At 38.5% G+C, this 16353-nt stretch carries 17 protein-coding genes and 1 riboswitch; of the genes, 10 read left to right on the top strand and 7 right to left on the bottom strand.

Annotated features, from left to right (window positions below):
• From JF53_RS02940 to JF53_RS02910, 7 genes are all read left to right on the top strand, one after another.
• Positions 1–531, top strand: a 531-nt coding sequence (locus JF53_RS02940) for an IS3 family transposase (RefSeq protein ID WP_047982126.1), incomplete at its 5' end; no start/stop codon positions are given.
• Positions 532–872: 341 nt separating this feature from the next.
• Positions 873–2159, top strand: a complete 1287-nt coding sequence (locus tag JF53_RS02935) for a hemolysin family protein (RefSeq protein WP_047979604.1) — start codon at positions 873–875, stop codon at positions 2157–2159.
• Positions 2160–2289: 130 nt separating this feature from the next.
• Positions 2290–3234 (top strand): AAA family ATPase, encoded by a 945-nt coding sequence (locus JF53_RS02930; protein WP_047979605.1) that lies wholly within the window; start codon positions 2290–2292, stop codon positions 3232–3234.
• Positions 3231–4451: a DUF58 domain-containing protein gene (locus JF53_RS02925; protein WP_047979606.1), complete on the top strand. Its 1221-nt coding sequence runs from the start codon at positions 3231–3233 to the stop codon at positions 4449–4451. Before JF53_RS02930 ends, JF53_RS02925 begins: the two co-directional genes overlap by 4 nt.
• A gap of 121 nt (positions 4452–4572) precedes the next feature.
• Positions 4573–5766 carry a DUF4129 domain-containing protein gene (locus JF53_RS02920; RefSeq protein ID WP_047979607.1) on the top strand — a complete coding sequence of 398 codons (1194 nt, stop codon included), beginning with the start codon at positions 4573–4575 and terminating at the stop codon, positions 5764–5766.
• Positions 5767–5795: 29 nt separating this feature from the next.
• Positions 5796–5889, top strand: a riboswitch (guanidine-I (ykkC/yxkD leader).
• A gap of 93 nt (positions 5890–5982) precedes the next feature.
• Positions 5983–6306 carry a DMT family transporter gene (locus JF53_RS02915; RefSeq protein WP_236686898.1) on the top strand — a complete coding sequence of 108 codons (324 nt, stop codon included), beginning with the start codon at positions 5983–5985 and terminating at the stop codon, positions 6304–6306.
• Complete coding sequence (locus tag JF53_RS02910; protein ID WP_047979609.1) at positions 6306–6620, top strand: DMT family transporter; 315 nt, start codon at positions 6306–6308, stop codon at positions 6618–6620. Before JF53_RS02915 ends, JF53_RS02910 begins: the two co-directional genes overlap by 1 nt.
• On the opposite strand, the gene JF53_RS02905 is transcribed toward JF53_RS02910, so the two are convergent.
• From JF53_RS02905 to JF53_RS17935, 7 genes are read right to left on the bottom strand one after another with little or no spacing between them, the layout of a single operon-like run.
• A complete protein-coding gene (locus JF53_RS02905) occupies positions 6603–6959 on the bottom strand; it encodes a fluoride efflux transporter FluC (RefSeq protein WP_047979610.1) in 357 nt (118 codons plus the stop codon). The two genes, JF53_RS02910 and JF53_RS02905, sit on opposite strands and share 18 nt — an antisense overlap.
• Complete coding sequence (gene crcB, locus JF53_RS02900) at positions 6956–7363, bottom strand: fluoride efflux transporter CrcB (protein WP_047979611.1); 408 nt, start codon at positions 7361–7363, stop codon at positions 6956–6958. Before crcB ends, JF53_RS02905 begins: the two co-directional genes overlap by 4 nt.
• Positions 7339–7752, bottom strand: a complete 414-nt coding sequence (locus JF53_RS02895; protein ID WP_047979612.1) for a Fur family transcriptional regulator — start codon at positions 7750–7752, stop codon at positions 7339–7341. Before JF53_RS02895 ends, crcB begins: the two co-directional genes overlap by 25 nt.
• 2 nt (positions 7753–7754) lie before the next feature.
• The gene (locus JF53_RS02890) at positions 7755–8600 is read right to left on the bottom strand and encodes a metal ABC transporter permease (RefSeq protein WP_047979613.1); all 846 of its coding nucleotides are present in this window, start codon (positions 8598–8600) and stop codon (positions 7755–7757) included.
• A gap of 17 nt (positions 8601–8617) precedes the next feature.
• A complete protein-coding gene (locus JF53_RS02885; RefSeq protein WP_047979614.1) occupies positions 8618–9373 on the bottom strand; it encodes a metal ABC transporter ATP-binding protein in 756 nt (251 codons plus the stop codon).
• Positions 9374–9391: 18 nt separating this feature from the next.
• Entirely contained in the window at positions 9392–10045 is a 654-nt protein-coding gene (locus tag JF53_RS02880) for a metal ABC transporter solute-binding protein, Zn/Mn family (protein WP_269083295.1), read from the bottom strand.
• On the bottom strand, positions 10030–10347 hold the full coding sequence (locus JF53_RS17935; RefSeq protein ID WP_269083294.1) for a metal ABC transporter solute-binding protein, Zn/Mn family: 318 nt from the start codon (positions 10345–10347) through the stop codon (positions 10030–10032). The genes JF53_RS02880 and JF53_RS17935 overlap by 16 nt, the downstream gene beginning before the upstream one ends.
• Before the next feature lie 362 nt (positions 10348–10709).
• Here JF53_RS17935 and JF53_RS02875 point away from each other — a divergent pair, with 362 nt between their 5' ends.
• From JF53_RS02875 to JF53_RS02865, 3 genes are read left to right on the top strand one after another with little or no spacing between them, the layout of a single operon-like run.
• The gene (locus JF53_RS02875) at positions 10710–13109 is read left to right on the top strand and encodes a 3-hydroxyacyl-CoA dehydrogenase/enoyl-CoA hydratase family protein (protein WP_047979615.1); all 2400 of its coding nucleotides are present in this window, start codon (positions 10710–10712) and stop codon (positions 13107–13109) included.
• A gap of 18 nt (positions 13110–13127) precedes the next feature.
• Positions 13128–14303: an acetyl-CoA C-acetyltransferase gene (locus JF53_RS02870; protein WP_047979616.1), complete on the top strand. Its 1176-nt coding sequence runs from the start codon at positions 13128–13130 to the stop codon at positions 14301–14303.
• Positions 14304–14352: 49 nt separating this feature from the next.
• Positions 14353–16137 carry an acyl-CoA dehydrogenase family protein gene (locus JF53_RS02865; protein WP_047979617.1) on the top strand — a complete coding sequence of 595 codons (1785 nt, stop codon included), beginning with the start codon at positions 14353–14355 and terminating at the stop codon, positions 16135–16137.
• Positions 16138–16353: the final 216 nt, after the last annotated feature.

The following is a 16353-nucleotide window of genomic DNA, read 5'->3' as shown; positions in this document are numbered from 1 at the left end:
ACCTATAAGCCACATAAACCGCAACATATAGCTGAAAATGTTTTAAATAGAAAATTCCAAGCCGACTATAACGCGATGGAAGTATTATTAACAGATGTCACTGAATTCAAGTACGGAGTTCATTCGAAAGCATATTTAAGTGCCATCTTGGATTATGGTGAAAATAAAATTGTAGCCTATAAATTATCACGACATAATAACAATGCCTTAGTACGTGATACGGTCACTCAGATTAAAGATACGATTATTCCAATGAAGACATTATTTCATAGTGATCGTGGCTTTCAATACACCTCCCATGGATTTAAAAACTTTGTGGAAGAACACAAAATTATCCAGAGCATGTCACGTGTTGGTAGATGTATTGATAACGGTCCAATGGAGAATTTTTGGGGGATCATCAAGGAAGAGATGTATCGATTAACCACTTATAACACATTTGAAGAATTAGAAAAAGATATTGAGGCTTATATTGAATTTTATAATACAAAGCGCGTGACGTTGAAGATGGGGCTAAGAATTCCAGCATAAGAAAAGCCATGCATGGAATTCATACATGGCACAAAAAATTTGTTTTTTTACCTGTCTACTTGACAGGGGGCAGTTCATGTAAAGTGCTCGCTTTCTTTATACCCTGTGATTCTTATTCTTTTAAATTATTTTTTTGTAGACGGGTGAAATTAGATAGAATATAATTATCTTAGGAAGGTAGGTGATTGTGATGGGAAGGTAACATTAACCACTACTATTTTACAATTTATAGATGTTTCTATTTCCACACGGATTGAATCATCTACAAATGGGTCGGAGTATACAATTTATTGTTAAATCAGGAGGTGAAGTCCTTGTATCAACTGGTACAAGGATATTAATTGGATATAGTTAACTTACTTTGGGTTGCTGCATTGATTCTGCTAACAGCATTCTTTGTAGCAACCGAATTTGCTATTGTAAAGGTCCGTTCTACTCGAATTGACCAAATGATTGAAGAAGGTAAAAGAGAAGCTGAATCGCTAAGGAAAATAGCAGATAATCTGAATGCTTATATTAATGTTTGTCAAATTGGTATTACGATTACAGCATTAGGCTTGGGGTGGATTGGTAAAGGCTCAGTCGAGGCAGCCTTTCATCCAATGTTAGACAAGACAGGGATTCAGGAATCAGCTGGTTTCTTATCGTTTATTATTGCCTTTGTCATTATGTTATGTTTACGTGTTATTTTCGGGGAACTGGTACCTAAAGCAGTAGCAACGCAAAAGGCTGAGACTTTTGCTCTAAAAGTCGCTAAGCCTCTGCTTCTATTCCGGATTATATTAATGCCTTTAACATTCCTATTAAATGGAGCAGCTAAAGCTATCATTCGTTTATTTGGTATGAAACCTATTCAGGCTAGTGAGAGTGCTCATTCTGAAGAAGAACTGCGTTTCATTCTTTCGGAGAGTTACAAAAATGGGGAAATTAACAAATCAGAAATGACGTATGTGAACAATATCTTTGAATTTGATGAGCGAGTCGCTAGAGAGATTATGGTTCCACGTACAGAAATGGTTTGCTTCTTTAAAGAGGATAGTTATGAAACGAATATTAATGTCATCAGTGAAGGGCAATATACGAGATATCCAGTTGCTGATGGGGATAAAGACCATATTATTGGATTAGTAAACATTAAAGAGCTGTTTACTGGTCATATTACTAGTAGGAAGGAATCAATCGAACCACATATACGTCCTATATTGCATGTGTCTGAATCTACACCGATAAAGCAAGTTTTATTGCGAATGCAAAAAGAACGAATTCATATGGCAATTGTTGTTGATGAGTACGGTGGGACTGCTGGTTTAATTACGGTTGAGGATATTCTAGAAGAAATCGTTGGGGAAATCCGAGATGAATTTGATGCTCATGAAACGCCAATGATAGAAGAATTGGATAATGGTGTAGTTTTAGTAGATGGGAAGCTGTTATTGTATGAACTGAATGAATATCTAGGCACGGAACTAGATGAGGAAGAAGTTGATACGATAGCTGGTTGGATCATTAATAATAATGTAGAAGCGAAAAAAGGAACAACCGTTGAGCATGATGGCTATCAGTTTGTGGTTGAAGAAAATGATGGCTATCAAATTAAAAAAGTAAAAATCATTAAAGCGTTTAGTTAAAAACAAGCTCCTAGGGGCTTGTTTTTTTCTGTAATCTGAAACTTTTTAACGGATACCTCCGTATACAATTACTAATTATGTTATAATTGTGATAATTATCTAATTTTTAGTACAATTGGGGGTAATATAGATGGAAAACATTAAATTGGCAAAAGCGGCATTAAATCGAGTAATTTACGGAAAAGAATCAGTAGTAGATTTATTATTTATCGCATTGTTAGCCCAGGGTCACGTTTTATTGGAAAGTGTTCCTGGTACCGGGAAAACAAAGCTTGCGAAAAGTTTTGCAAAAATAATGGACGGCAAGTTTAGTCGTGTTCAGTTTACACCTGATGTATTACCGAGCGATGTGACAGGGATACGCTTCTTTAATCCGAAAACACAAGAGTTTGAACTACGTGTTGGTCCGGTCGTATCTAATGTATTACTAGCGGATGAAATTAACCGTGCAACACCTAAGACGCAGTCAAGCTTGCTAGAGGTTATGGAAGAATATCAATCTACTATTGATGGAGAAACAATTAAAGTAGAATCTCCATTTATTGTTATCGCAACACAAAATCCAGTGGAGAGTAATTACGGAACTTTTCCATTGCCAGAGGCACAGCTTGATCGTTTTCTATTTAAAATTGATTTAGGGTATCCATCTAAAGAAGAAGAGAAGCAAATGTTAACTACGTATCGGTCAAATGATCCATTTGAGGAAATTACAGCAGTTTTAACAGTAGACGAGATACGATCGATACAGAGGGAAATCAAACAAGTAGCCATCTCTGAGGTCGTAAATGAGTATTTATTAGATTTAGTACATGCTTCTCGTGAACATTTCGAGATTGACTTGGGGATAAGTCCGCGTGGAATGCTAGCTTTGATGCGAGCAGCTCAAGCAAGAGCATTTTTACAAGGGCGCAGATATGTTACTCCGGATGACATAAAAACGTTAACACCGTATGTGTTTGAACACCGAATTATTTTGACCATGGAGGGCTCTATTAAAAAGACTGCGGAACAAATTGTTCAGGAAATTCTTCAGCATATACCTGTTCCGGTTGAAGAAGGAGCAGTTAGCCAATGAACTGGAGAAAGGAAGTAGGATCAGAGGATTCTAGTAGCTATGATGCGATTCTACTGGCTTCAATTGTATTCTTCATTATTGGGGCCATCTTTCGAGCAGGGATTGTGTTCATCGGGGTAGGAATCTTTGCTGCTTATTTAGTTGCTTATCGAATTTATGATCGTAGTATACGAAAACGTATCGTGATGAGAAATCCAACTACAACGATTAAGTTATTTCCCGAAGAAAAAGCAACAATGACATTGGAAATAGAAAATCAGTCCATATTTCCAATAATCAACGGCTCCTTCAGTTTTCAAATTGGTTCGGCAATTAGGGCCTATACGTTCACGAAAGATAAGGAGTACTGGAAGGAACTACAACACTCACTGACACTTATTCAAAAGAAAAATACTATCGTAGAGGTTCCTGTAGTGGCTGAGCATCGTGGAGTTGCACGAGTGAAAAATATTACGTATACATATCCACATTTACTTAATTTCAGCTCGGTACGATTACGGTATCATGATTTTTATCGGACGGAACTTATTGTGTATCCTAAACTACTTCCAGTACAAGGTATTGATGTTGTCTACCATATGATGCAGGGTGAGAGCAGATTGAATTTTTCACCGTTTGAGGATATTCAAAGTCCACTTGGAACAAGAGATTACAGTTATAGTGATCCTTTCCATAAAATTAATTGGAAGGCATCTGTCAAAACACAAAAGTTACAAACTAATATTTATGAGAAGGTAGTTGATCGTTCCTTTGTGTTTATCATTAACCTTGGAATGCAAAATGATAAAAGTCTAGTAAGCTTCAATAAGAATTTAGAAAACCTACTATCCTATGCAGCGTATCTAAGTGAGTATGCAACAAAGATGGGCATACCATTTGAACTGTATATAAATGCAAGAAAACATGGGAAGGTTTCCTACATGCAATTACATGAGGGAGAGGGAAGAACCCACTACATGCACGCGCTAGAAATGTTGGCTCGTGTACACAAGCAAGCGCCAATGCTCCCATTTAAAAACATGCTATTTCAGATTGGAAAGCAATTTATAAAGCCAAAAACAGTAATTATGATTGGTGATATATCATCTGAAGCGATGGGAATTATGCGGTCATGGAACCAGGTGCAAAGTAGTATCTATCAAGTTGTCGAGGCTCAAGACGAAGGGGCATTTATTAAGCCAATGGTGCTAAATGCTTCTAAGAAAGATGTTAATTAGATATACGAATTGCTTAATTATTGATTTGCTGTAGAATGGAGAATCATATTGTGATAGACTATAGTGCCTTAATGGTTGTAATATCAGAATTCCATTAAGACTATTGATAAAGGATGATTATATGGTCGTAAAACATCAACATATAACTAATACCTACCACTTTATTAGTGAAGGAATCATCATATATTTAGCTGTCATTCCGTTTTTGTTTTATTATTTCGAGACGGTACCAGGATGGATTTACATAGCTTTGATTTTAGGAATTGGCCTTGCTTTTTTAGTTTGTACAAAATTTACTACGAGTCATCTACCAGCAATTATCGCAATCCCTATTATTCTTCTATTATTTATCTTAGTAGGATATTCTTATACAGTCAGTGTTGTATTTACTGGATTGCTCATCTGGAGATATATCACGATTCGTACCAAGACATTATTAAATAACGAAGCTACCTATTTAGTGATTACGTTTGCTTTAACGATAATCGGGCTACTTGTTATACGAGATCTTGAGATTATTGTCTTTCTCATTATCCAAATATTTACCATCCTCCTTGGGTTTACGATAAGTAATCTTGTCATGATTAAAAAGGAAGAAAGAAACGCATTTAATCGTACAATATGGTTAACCTGGAGCGGACTTTTTTTACTAATTACTTTCGTCGTGTATTATTTATCAAACACAGCAACTAAGATGATGGGAGCAGTTTGGGATATTTTTGGCCGAGCACTAACGGTCGTGGTTGGAGTTGTCGCTAAAGGGCTAGAGTTTCTACAGTTTGATTTATTGGTGGAGAAGAGTCAGCCTAGCGGAGATGTACCGGAAGAAATTGGTTCATCACAGGAAGAAATGCCGATTAATACATATGAGAGTGGAAACTTTAATCTGTTTTTATTTATTGTTACGCTCGTAATTATTGCGCTGTTTATCCTAATTATTTACCGGAAGCTGAAACATAAGGCGGACGTAGTGGAGCAGTCTGAACAGGAACAGACGAACAAGGTAGAGCAGCTTGACAAAAGGCGTCAATTCTTTAGGAGGATAGTTAACCGACGTAAGGATAAACTTGATCACCCAGTTCGAAAATTAATGTATCAACTGGAAAAAAGAGCCGCTAAGCATCAATTAGGACGGAGAAGCTATGAGTCAATTGAAGAATGGTTTACACGAATTGGAGTTGAAGGTGATTCAATCGTGTATCAGAAGGTTCGCTATGGCCAATTGGATGTGACAGTGGAGGAAGTAGAGCAGCTAAAAGCTGTATTAAGGTTGTTAGAGCAAAAATTGGTAAGTGTCAGGAAAGACTTGAACTAATTTACGTATGATGGCATAATGGAATTCTAATAAAAGTTTTCTAGGGTTCCGCATGAAATTCATGGCCAGGTCCGAGAGAAAACGCACGTAAAGTGTACACGGAGGGATAAAAGCCCGGGAGGATATCGTTAATAGGATATCTCCCGGGCTTTTTTTGATTGGTCGGGAGACAATAGGAGGATGATTAGTGTGCGAAAAACAACTAGAGCCTGGAACATGGTTTGGCTAGGGGTGATAGTTGAAGTAGGATGGGTTAGCGGCTTGAAATATGCGGATAGCTTTTTAACGTGGAGTTTGACAATTGTAGCGATATATCTAAGTATGCACGCATTGCTTGTTGCAACGAGAAGTTTACCAGTAGGTACGACTTATGCGGTGTTTACCGGAATGGGAACAGCAGGAACTGTTATTACGGAAGCGGTTGTTTTTGGTGAGCCATTACAGGGAATCAAGATCCTGTTGATTAGTATTTTACTTATTGGTGTCATTGGGTTGAAGATGGTAAGTAATCAGAAAAGTGTAGAAGGAGAGAAGGGTTAATGGCTTGGGTATATATTGTTTTAGCTGGTTTATGTGAGGTATTAGGTGTTACGGGAATTAATAAAGTAAATCAGAAAAAAAGTATTGGAAATTTTCTTTTCTTAATTGGCGGTTTTTCACTTAGTTTCTTATTTTTATCCTTGGCCATGCAAACATTACCAATGGGAACTGCGTATGCTGTTTGGACAGGAATTGGGACAGTCGGTAGTGTTATTGTTGGTATGATTGTCTATCAGGAGTCGACAGATAGATGGCGTATTCTGTTTATTGTAATGGTTTTATCAGCGGCGATTGGCTTAAAAATCATGACGTAATAAAAAGAGCATTATCCCAACTACGACTAACGAGACGAGTACTGAGCTAATTACGTAAATAGCGGCAGCTTTATATTGTTTCGCTATGATTAAGTGAATGGTTTCATTGCCGAATGTAGAAAAAGTTGTATAGGCCCCACATAGGCCAACACCAAAGAATAGCCATATCAGATCAGAGAGTTCTGCCGTAGAATGGTAGTAAAACAAAATGGCTAGTAGTGCAGAGCCAGAAATGTTAGCAATCCATGTACCTAATAATCGTTTATGAAAGAAAATAGTAACAGAGTAGCGGAGGATACTTCCGAAAAATCCTCCTGCTGCGACTGCAAGTAAATTCATATATGTTCCTGCTTTCTAATTGCTAAATGATAACCGAGTAAGCATAACAGGACACCACCGACAACACTAATGAAAACATACAGTATAGCAAGTGTAATACTTTGATGACCAAGGGTTACAGTTTCTACTGCAAAGGTAGAAAACGTTGTAAATGAACCTAGGATTCCAGTAGTTAGTCCTGTAAACACTTCTTTTGATAATTTCTTCTTTATTGAAGCGTAATGTAGTAAAAAACTAAGGATGAAGCAACCAATTAAATTGGCGAGCAATGTTTCCATGGGAAAAGAGGTTGCATTCACTACGCCGATTGATATCCCGTAACGAGAAGAAGCGCCTATCATACCACCAATCCCAATAGTCAGCAATAGCTTTAAGGAATTCAAACGCTTTGACATTGTGGACATAAGCCATAAATCTCGAATTTATGATCCTCGATTTCGTAGTTGGATAAGGACTGTTTCACCTCGTCCATTGGACATACTTCAATTTCTTTTGTTCTGCCACAATCCTTACAAATAAAGTGATGGTGGTGATGACTCGTACAATTCATGCGAAAATGCTTCTCTCCATTTAATTCCGTTGTTTCTAAAATACCGACTTCATTATATAGATGAAGGTTACGATATATCGTGTCAAAGCTAATACCCTCATAGGTTTCTTCTAAATGTTGAATTAAATCCTTCGCAGTACGATAACCGTTTGCTTCTTCAAAATAGGTTAAAATATCCTTGCGTTTTCCAGTAGTTTTATAGCCTTTTTTCTTTAATAATTCAATCGCATCGGTTGTGTTCATGATTAAACCCTCGCTTTACTACCAAAACGGATTCGTTTCACACTTATCGAAATTAGTAGAATAATAATCGATACAGCAACAATCGTTCCGCCTGGTGGAATATTCAAGTAATAACCAGATATTAATCCTATCATAACAGCTAACTCACCAAATGCAATAGAAAGAAACATCATTTGTTTAAACCCTTTTGCGAGTCGCATGCTTGCCGCCACCGGTAAGGTCATTAAGGCAGATACTAAAAGTACCCCAACAATACGAATGGAAGCTGCAATTACTAAAGCTGTTAAAACAATAAAGAGTAAGTGAATTGGTTTAGAATGGATTCCAGAAATTCGTGCATGTTCTTCATCGAAGGACAGGGTAAATAACTCTTTATAAAAAAATAGGATGATAAGGACAACAAAAATAGAAATGCATAAGATGGTAATGAAATCCGTCTTACTCACTGCAGAAACAGAACCAAACAAATAATTGATAACCTCTGTATTAAATCCATCTGCAAGTGCAATGAAAATAACACTTAATCCAACCCCACCTGACAAAATTATCGGGATAGCAATCTCTTGATACGATTTATACACACTACGAAGTTTTTCGATGAAAATCGATCCGATGACAGAGAAGACCATGCCACTGTATAGAGGCGGGAGTAACATAAATGCAAATTTTTTCTCTAAAAATAAACCGAATGCAATTCCTGCTAAAGTAACATGGGAAAGTGCATCGGCTATTAAGGATAACCGTCTAACGACAATAAATGTGCCAAGTAGTGGTGCAATAACTCCTATTAGAATTCCGGTTAAAAACGTATGGCGTAAAAAATCAAATTCGATTAAATCAGTAAACATTTGGTTTCCTCCAACAATCAATGGTTATGAGACATAAGACTAACCGAATGTCCATATACCGTTGATAAATCCTTCTCTGATAGCGTTACGTACTCTTTAGGCTCTCCATGGAAATGCAATGTTCTATTTAAACAAGCAATATCTGTCGCATATTCGGTCATTGTACCAGTATCATGTGTAACAAGTAGTAAGGTAATGCCATGATTTTTATTTAAGTCATGAAGTAGTTCGTAAAACCGTTGAACATTTTCTGTATCAACACCAACGGTAGGTTCGTCTAATATCAGCAATTCTGGATCGTTTACAAGTGAACGGGCAATGAAGACCCGTTGCTGTTGTCCTCCTGAAAGGTTACCGATATTCTCATATGCATACTCACGCATACCAACTAGATCTATCGCGTGTAATATTTTGGCTTTATGCTTTTGATTGAAAAACCGTAAATAGCCTATCTTTGCTGTTAAGCCCATCGATACAACCTCATACACCGTTGCGGGGAACTCCTTGTTAAAGGAATTTGATTTTTGTGATACAAAACCTATTTTATGCCAATCTTTATAGGTGCCTATTGGTGTATTAAATAACGTAATGGAACCTGACGTAGGTCTCAATTCACCAAGTAATAGCTTAATGAGCGTTGTTTTTCCACCGCCATTTGGTCCGATTAGCCCCATAAAAGAACCTTTGGGAATGTCAAGTGTTATATGATCAAGCACATTTTTATATTCGTAGGTAAAGCTAACGTCTTGTATAGAGATGATGGATTCACGCATGAATAAGCATCCTTTCCTCTAGTTAATGGCTGTTTTGAGAACTTGTAAATTCTCACGCATTAATGATAGGTAGTCTTTGTTTTCGTTTATATCAGTTTCTGTTAGAACAGAAAGATTATGAATAAGTAATGCCTCCGCTCCAATTTGCTCTTGAATAATTTCGGAGACATGGCTGGAACCGTTTTGTTCAAAAATAATGTATTGTAGATGATGTTCTTTTGCTAACTCAATAATTTCTGTTAATTCTTTTTGTGAAGGTTCGCTACTTGACGTCATGCCATTAATAGCGATTTGCTCAATTCCGTAACGCTCCTCCCAATAGCCAAACGCAGCATGTGCGACAAGAATATGTTTATTGGTTTTTGCTTCTAATGTATCCATGAACTCCTGGTCTAGCGAAAGCAGATCTTCTTTTAAGTTCTGAAAATTTTCCTGATATAGATCGGATTTTTCTGGGTTTAATTCGGAGAGTTTTGTTTCCACAATTTGAGCCATTTCCAGCATGCGAAGTGGATCTATCCAGAAATGAGGATCATAATCACCGTGTTGATGACCATTATGTTCTGCACTTGACTCTTCGTGATCATGTTCTTCATGAGTGCTAGTAAACAATTCTTCATGTTCATGAAGCTCAATCAGTTCAACTTCCTGTGAAGCTAATGCATCTGCCATGCTATCGGTAAAACCTTCCATCCCATTCCCAATATAGATAAAAGCATCACCTCACCTTTAGCAATGTTTGCCATTTCTTTTGAAGTGGGCTCGTATGTGTGTGCGTCGACACCAGGAGGGAAAACAGAAGCGGTATTTACCGTATCACCACCAACTCGTTCGACCGCATATTGAATTGGATACACGGATGTATAAATCGTTAAAACGGCATTTGGATTACCAGTTGATTTTTCAATGGCACATCCAGAAATAAATAGGGTAATAACTAATAAGGCTATATAAAATAAGGTATAATTTTTCATGGTAATTCCTCTCGAGTATAATCTACTGTACTTATATTATCGTAATCGTTACGATTTGTAAATAAGAATGATTACGATTTTTATAGATGGATAGACTTGGTTTTCGTAATTTGCCACTATATAGACAATCTATTCGAGAACTAGGTGATGTAGATACACAATTACCCCAAACAGTTGGGACTGATGCCTGATTTCTTAACGGTATTTATGATGCAAATAAGGAATAATTTTTTTCTTCCGTATTTTTATTGCGAAATATCAGAATTTATTTTATAGTTAAGGTAGATGGATGGGAGACTGTCCTTAATTTTTTACGATAAAATGAATGAGTATTCATTCAAAAAATGATTGGGGGATAAATCATGAAGCGAACAATCAAGCGCGCTGCGGTTTTGGGCTCAGGAGTCATGGGTTCTGGAATTGCCGCACACTTGGCTAACATCGGTATTCCTACCTTAATGCTTGATATCGTACCGAGAGAATTAACCGACCAAGAAGCAAAGCAAGGATTGACATTAGCAGATAAGGCGGTTCGAAACCGAATTGCAACACAAGGGAAGCAAGCGTTACTAAAACAAAAACCATCACCAATAACATCAAGGGCAAGTCTTGACTTAATTGCAGTCGGTAATCTGGAAGATGATATGGAAAAGTTACGCGAGGTTGATTGGATTATTGAAGTTGTTGTGGAGCGACTAGATATTAAAAAGCTTGTATTGGAAAAAGTAGACCAATTCCGGAAAACGGGAGCTATCGTTAGCTCAAATACTTCTGGTATCTCAGTTGAGGCGATGGCTGAAGGGCGGTCAGATGATTTCCAGAAGCATTTCTTAGGGACGCATTTCTTTAATCCGCCACGCTACTTAAAATTGCTTGAGGTTATCCCGACCAAACATACGGATCCGGATATATTAGCCTTCATTAAACAATTTGGTGAAGATGAATTAGGAAAGGGTGTTGTGGAGGCGAAGGATACCCCGAACTTTATCGCTAATCGAATAGGAACCTATGGTTTACTAATTACGGTAAGGGAAATGTTAAAAGGTGGCTATAGTATTGGTGAGGTTGACTCTGTCACTGGTCCGTTAATTGGTCGACCAAAGAGTGCGACTTTCCGCACACTGGATGTAGTCGGGTTAGATACGTTTATCCATGTCGCACGTAATGTCTATGATCAGGTAGATGGTGCTAAAAAGGAAGTTTTTGATGTACCAGAGTTTATGGTGAAGATGCAAGAGAATGGCTGGTTAGGTGCGAAAAGTGGTCAAGGATTCTTTTGGAAGAAAAAAGGAAAAGATGGTAGTACGATTCTAGAATTAAATCCTGAAACATTAGAATATGAGGATCGCAAAAAATTAAAGTCACCAGCGGTTGAATTAGCGAAACAGGCAAAAGGCTCTCGTAATAAATTGAAAGCGCTTGTATCAGCTCGTGGTGATCGTGCTGGAGATTTGATTTGGTCCATATTAAAGCCTGCTTTACTTTACTCTGCAGAGCTCGTTGGTGAAATTGCTGATGATATTTTAGCGATTGATCAAGCGATGAAGTGGGGGTTTGGCTGGGAAATTGGTCCGTTTGAAACGTGGGATGCCATCGGATTGAAAGCATCGGTTGAGCGTATGCAACAGGAAGGTGAAACCATTCCAGATTGGGTATTGAAGCTTATTGAAGATGGTAATGAGTCCTTTTATAAAACGGATAATGAGAATGTGTACTACATTACGAATGGTCATTATACAGTCCAAGAATTTAATCCAAAGGAAATTAATCTTAAACGGCTAAAGGATGCAAATGGCGTTATTAAGAAGAATACAGGAGCAAGCTTAATTGATATCGGGGATGATGTGGCGTTACTGGAGTTTCATTCGAAGAGTAATGCAATTGGATTAGATATTATGCAAATGGTTAATTTTGCAATAGAAGAGGTTGGCAAGAACTATAAAGGACTTGTTATTGGTAACCAAGGGAAGAACTTCTGTGTCGGTGCTAACTTAGCATTAATGCTCATGGAAGCGCAGGATGACAACTTCTTTGAGCTCGATATGGTCGTTAAAATGTTCCAGGATATGGGTACCGCCATTAAGTATTCGGAAAAGCCGGTCGTAGTAGCGCCATTTAATATGGCACTTGGTGGAGGTGCGGAGGTATCCTTGCCAGCAGCGGCTATCCAAGCATCAGCTGAAACATATATGGGGCTAGTTGAGTTCGGCGTCGGGTTAATCCCTGGTGGAGGTGGTACGAAAGAGCTTTACCTAAAACAGCTTCGTAACTTACCAAAAGGAATTAATTTTGATTTAACAAAGGTTGCCAATGATGTATTTGAAAAAGTTGCCATGGCCAAAGTATCAACTTCGGCTGCGGAAGCACGTGAAAACGGATATTTAGATGCGTTTGATCGTATCAGTGTAAATCCAGATCATGTTATCTTTGATGCGAAGCAACGTGTACTAGAATTAGCAAATGCTGGTTACCGTGCTCCTAAACGGGAAAAAATTCCTGTGGTAGGAGAAGCCGGATATGCGGCCATGTTACTTGGGGCCAAGACATTACAATTTGGCGGCTATGCATCCGACCACGATGTGAAGATTGCGGAGAAATTAGCATATGTATTATCAGGTGGACGGATTAAGGAAGGGACATTGATTGATGAGCAAGTGATGCTTGATTTAGAACGAGAAGCATTCTTAAGCTTAATTGCTGAACCAAAAACACAAGCTCGCATGCAGCACATGCTCTTAAAAGGTAAACCATTAAGGAATTAATGAGGAGGGGGATAAATTGTGAAGGAAGCAGTTATTGTCGCAGGTGCTAGAACCCCTGTAGGGAAAGCGAATAAAGGATCATTACGAAATACAAGACCTGATGATTTAGCAGCATTAACGATAAAAGAAACATTAAAGCGTGCTGGAAATTATGATGGCAATATTGATGACGTCATCATTGGTTGTGCTATACCAGAAGCAGAGCAAGGGATGAACATGGCTCGTAATATTGCTGGTCTTGCTGGACTCAAACACGATGTGCCAGGAATTACGATTAATCGCTATTGTTCATCTGGTTTACAAAGTATTGCTTATGCGTCAGAGCGAATTATGCTTGGTGCGAGTGACACCATTATTGCCGGTGGTGCGGAATCTATGAGTCTTGTCCCAATGCCTGGTCACGTTATTAAACCAAATCCTACTTTAGTAGAAAATGCACCTGGCTATTTTATGGGAATGGGGCATACGGCAGAAGAGGTTGCAAAACGATTTAATATTTCACGTGAGGATCAGGACGCATTTGCTGTACAAAGCCACGAGCGGGCAGCCAAGGCGATTGCGGATGGAAAATTTAAGGACGAAATTGTCCCAGTTGAAATCACCGAACGCGTTATTGGAAATAACAATAAAGTGGAAGAAAAATCGTTCTTATTTGATACAGATGAAGGGGTAAGACCTGATACTACGTTAGAAGTTTTAGCGAAGCTTCGACCGGCATTCCATGTGCAAGGCAGTGTAACAGCAGGAAACTCTTCTCAAATGAGTGATGGCGCTGCAACGGTGCTTGTTATGGACCGAGAAAAAGCAGAGGCAGAAGGCTTAACGCCTTTCGTTAAATTCCGTTCCTTTGCGGTTGCTGGGGTGGAACCAGAAATCATGGGAGTTGGACCAGTAAAAGCAATACCAAAGGCATTAGAAATTGCGGGGCTAAGTGTTCAAGATATCGGGCTATTTGAATTGAATGAAGCTTTTGCCTCACAATCTGTTCGGGTTATCCAAGCCCTTGATTTAGATTCTACAATTGTCAATGTAAATGGTGGCGCAATTGCTCTTGGACACCCTTTAGGGATGACAGGGACGAAATTAACCTTAAGTCTTGCGTATGAAATGAAGCGTCGTAACGTTCAGTTTGGTGTCGTGACGATGTGTATCGGTGGCGGAATGGGTGCAGCGGGTGTATTTGAATTGCTGTAATCTAGTTATCTAGTATCTATTCATTTAAATTAAGAGAGGGATGAAACGAATGAGTGAAACAAAGGAAAAATTGTTCAAAGGTGGTTCATTTCTAATTGAGGATTTAACAGGAGAAGACATTATTACGCCAGAAGATTTTACCGATGAGCATAAAATGATTGCGAAAACGACAGAGGATTTCGTAGTGGGTGAAGTATTACCATTAACGGAAAAACTGGAGAACCATGAATTTGAACATTCTGTAGAATTGTTGAAAAAAGCAGGTGAACTAGGATTATTAGGTGCGGATGTTCCAGAGGAGTATGGTGGTTTAGCATTAGATAAAATAAGTTCATCCTTAATCACGGAAAAATTTGCTCGTGCAGGCGGTTTTTCCATTACGCACGGAGCACATGTTGGTATTGGTTCACTGCCAATCGTATTCTTCGGAAATGAAGAACAAAAGGAAAAGTATTTGCCAAAGCTTGCAACTGGTGAATTAATTGCTGCCTATGCCTTAACAGAGCCTGGTTCAGGTTCAGATGCATTAGGAGCAAAAACAACTGCTAAATTAAATGAGGCTGGTACCCATTATATTTTAAATGGAGAGAAGCAATGGATAACAAACTCTGCTTTTGCGGATGTATTTGTTGTGTACGCTAAAATAGATGGTGAACATTTCTCTGCGTTTATCGTGGAGCGAGAATTCCCTGGAGTATCAACAGGTCCTGAAGAAAAGAAAATGGGGATTAAGAGTTCTTCCACTCGTACGCTAATCCTAGAGGATGCGGAAGTACCTGTTGAAAATTTACTAGGTGAAAAAGGTCGTGGACACATTATTGCTTTCAACATCTTAAATGTTGGACGTTATAAGCTAGCAATAGGTGGTGTCGGTGGAGCTAAGCGTGGACTTGAGGTAGCGACTCAATACGTGAACCAGCGGAAGCAATTCAACACACCAATTTCTAAATTTACGCTAACACAAGAAAAATTAGCTACATTGTCATCGGAAATCTATGCGAATGAAAGTGCGGTATATCGTACGGTAGGCTTATTCGAACAACGAATGGGGTCTTTAGATGCTGAGCAATTAAAGGATGGTCGTGAAATTGCTCGTGCCATTGCCGAATATCAAATCGAATGCTCGATGAATAAATACATGGCAACAGAATTATTAGATCATGTTGCCGATGAAGCGGTACAAATGCACGGTGGATATGGATTTATGCAGGAGTATGAAGTAGAACGTATTTATAGGGATTCTCGTATTAATCGAATCTTTGAAGGAACGAATGAGATTAACAGATTGCTTGTTCCAGGAACTTTGCTGAAAAAGGCGATGAAAGGTGACTTACCATTATTCCAAAAAGCGATGAGCCTGCAGGAAGAATTAATGATGATGATGCCAGAGGAGCCTGGTACAGAACCACTAGAACAAGAGAAATATTTACTACGTAATGCGAAGAAGATAGTTTTACTTGGTGCTGGCCTAGCTGCTCAAAAGTTCATGCAAAAGATAGAGAATGAACAGGAAATCTTAGTAAATCTAGCAGATATGGTTGCTGAAGTCTATAACATGGAAAGCGTGATCCTTCGTACGGAAAAAGCAATCACGAAATCGGGTATAGAGAAAAATAAGCAGAAGCTATTGTATACCCAAGTTTACGTACAAGAAGCTTTTAACCGAATTGAAGCAGATGCGAAAGAAACACTAATTGCTGTGGAAGATGGTGACACATTACGAATGATGCTTTCTTCATTACGTAAATTAACCCGCCATACACCGACAAACGTAATTGCCAAAAAACGTGAAATCGCAGCAGGCATTATTGAAGCAGAAAAGTATATTGTGTAATAGAACCCGTAGAGGCTGGGACATAAGTAAAATGAGAAGATAAAAGGACGAACAATGCACTGATTCAGCGTAGGGAATATACGTAGACTCCTGCGGGAGGAAGGGCTAAGGTGAGACCCCCGCAGTGAGGGTGCTACTTGAATAACCTTCTTCGTTCCCTTGCGCTGAGGAAGCATACTCCGAAGCGATACTAGCAGACACAGGCGCACTGCTTTT

Source organism: Ornithinibacillus contaminans (assembly GCF_001038425.2).
Classification (GTDB): domain Bacteria; phylum Bacillota; class Bacilli; order Bacillales; family Amphibacillaceae; genus Ornithinibacillus; species Ornithinibacillus contaminans.
Note: the sequence above shows the minus strand (reverse complement) of the source record. Positions and strands in the feature narration are given on the sequence as shown.

Coding starts and splice junctions, on each gene's coding strand:
- JF53_RS02920 (WP_047979607.1), top strand. CDS start 4,573: ATGGTCGTAAAACATCAACATATAACTAATACCTACCACTTTATTAGT.
- JF53_RS17935 (WP_269083294.1), bottom strand. CDS start 10,347: ATGAAAAATTATACCTTATTTTATATAGCCTTATTAGTTATTACCCTA.
- JF53_RS02885 (WP_047979614.1), bottom strand. CDS start 9,373: ATGCGTGAATCCATCATCTCTATACAAGACGTTAGCTTTACCTACGAA.
- JF53_RS02930 (WP_047979605.1), top strand. CDS start 2,290: ATGGAAAACATTAAATTGGCAAAAGCGGCATTAAATCGAGTAATTTAC.
- JF53_RS02910 (WP_047979609.1), top strand. CDS start 6,306: ATGGCTTGGGTATATATTGTTTTAGCTGGTTTATGTGAGGTATTAGGT.
- JF53_RS02905 (WP_047979610.1), bottom strand. CDS start 6,959: ATGAATTTACTTGCAGTCGCAGCAGGAGGATTTTTCGGAAGTATCCTC.
- JF53_RS02890 (WP_047979613.1), bottom strand. CDS start 8,600: ATGTTTACTGATTTAATCGAATTTGATTTTTTACGCCATACGTTTTTA.
- JF53_RS02880 (WP_269083295.1), bottom strand. CDS start 10,045: ATGGCAGATGCATTAGCTTCACAGGAAGTTGAACTGATTGAGCTTCAT.
- JF53_RS02875 (WP_047979615.1), top strand. CDS start 10,710: ATGAAGCGAACAATCAAGCGCGCTGCGGTTTTGGGCTCAGGAGTCATG.
- crcB (WP_047979611.1), bottom strand. CDS start 7,363: ATGTCCACAATGTCAAAGCGTTTGAATTCCTTAAAGCTATTGCTGACT.
- JF53_RS02865 (WP_047979617.1), top strand. CDS start 14,353: ATGAGTGAAACAAAGGAAAAATTGTTCAAAGGTGGTTCATTTCTAATT.
- JF53_RS02915 (WP_236686898.1), top strand. CDS start 5,983: ATGGTTTGGCTAGGGGTGATAGTTGAAGTAGGATGGGTTAGCGGCTTG.
- JF53_RS02895 (WP_047979612.1), bottom strand. CDS start 7,752: ATGAACACAACCGATGCGATTGAATTATTAAAGAAAAAAGGCTATAAA.
- JF53_RS02925 (WP_047979606.1), top strand. CDS start 3,231: ATGAACTGGAGAAAGGAAGTAGGATCAGAGGATTCTAGTAGCTATGAT.